The sequence below is a fragment of the Micromonospora sp. DT63 genome (genome assembly GCF_049841615.1).
In the GTDB taxonomy this organism is placed as follows: domain Bacteria; phylum Actinomycetota; class Actinomycetes; order Mycobacteriales; family Micromonosporaceae; genus Micromonospora.
This window is the reverse complement of the sequence record NZ_JBNCKQ010000001.1, coordinates 1,464,454-1,465,499: the sequence shown is the minus strand read 5'-3', so window position 1 is coordinate 1,465,499 and position 1,046 is coordinate 1,464,454. Positions and strand designations below refer to the sequence as shown.

Genomic DNA, 1,046 nt, shown 5'->3' with positions numbered 1-1,046 from the left:
ACGGTGCGTCGTTCGATGCGTTCAGCGGCGATGGTAGGCCGACTCATGGCGTTGTTGGTGGGCAAGAGGTCACCATCGGTTACAACGCTGATGGGTCGAGTACCTGGACTTATGCCGATGGGACGGTCTCGGTTCAGGATGCTGACGGCGATCCGCTGCGCCAGACGTCTCCCGACGGTGCGTCGTTCGATGCGTTCAGCGGCGATGGTAGGCCGACTCATGGCGTTGTTGGTGGGCAAGAGGTCACCATCGACTACAACGCTGATGGCACGAGCACCTGGAGCTATGCCGACGGCACTGTCTCCGTGCAGGACGCCAACGGCGATCCGGTTCGTCAGACGACGGCGGACGGCACGGTCTTCGACCGGTTCGATGACCAGGCCCGACCGATGCACGGTACGGTCGGCGGCCAGTCGGTCGACATCTCGTACGCGGCCGACGGCGCCAGCACCTGGATGTACGACGACGGCAGCACGATCCAGCGCGACCCCGACGGTGACGTCGTGCGGCAGACGACTGCCGACGGCGCGGTGTTCGACCGGTTCGACGCGGACGGGAGGCCGACGCAGGGCACGGTGGGCGGTCAGGCCGTCGACATTTCGTACAACGGTGACGGCTCCAGCATCTACAACTTCGCCGACGGGTCCACGCTGGAGCGCGACGCGAACGGTGAACTGATTCGGCAGCGCACGGCAGACGGCGCGGTGTTCGACAAGTTCACGTCCGACGGCAGGCCGACCCACGGCACCATGCCGGGCGCCGGTGGCGGTCCGCCTCAGGACGTCGACATCTCCTACAACGGCGACGGCTCCAGCATCTACCGATACGGCGACGGCAGCAGCGTCGATCGCAACGCCGCCGGCGACGTGGTGCGGATGACCACCCCCGAGGGGGCGGTCTTTGATCGGTTTACCGCGGATGGGAAGCCGACGCACGGCACGGTGGGTGGTCAGTCGGTCGAAGTCGCTTACAGCGGCGACGGTGGCAGCGTCTGGACGTACGGTGATGGCACCACGGTGACCCGTAACGCCGATGGCGATGTGGTG

General features: G+C 66.3%; 1 protein-coding gene. It reads left to right on the top strand.

Going from position 1 to position 1,046, the window contains the following annotated elements; genetic code table 11:
• The coding region (locus ACLQ27_RS06480) for a hypothetical protein (RefSeq protein ID WP_425865900.1) at positions 1 to 1,046 on the top strand (1,046 nt) is incomplete at both ends.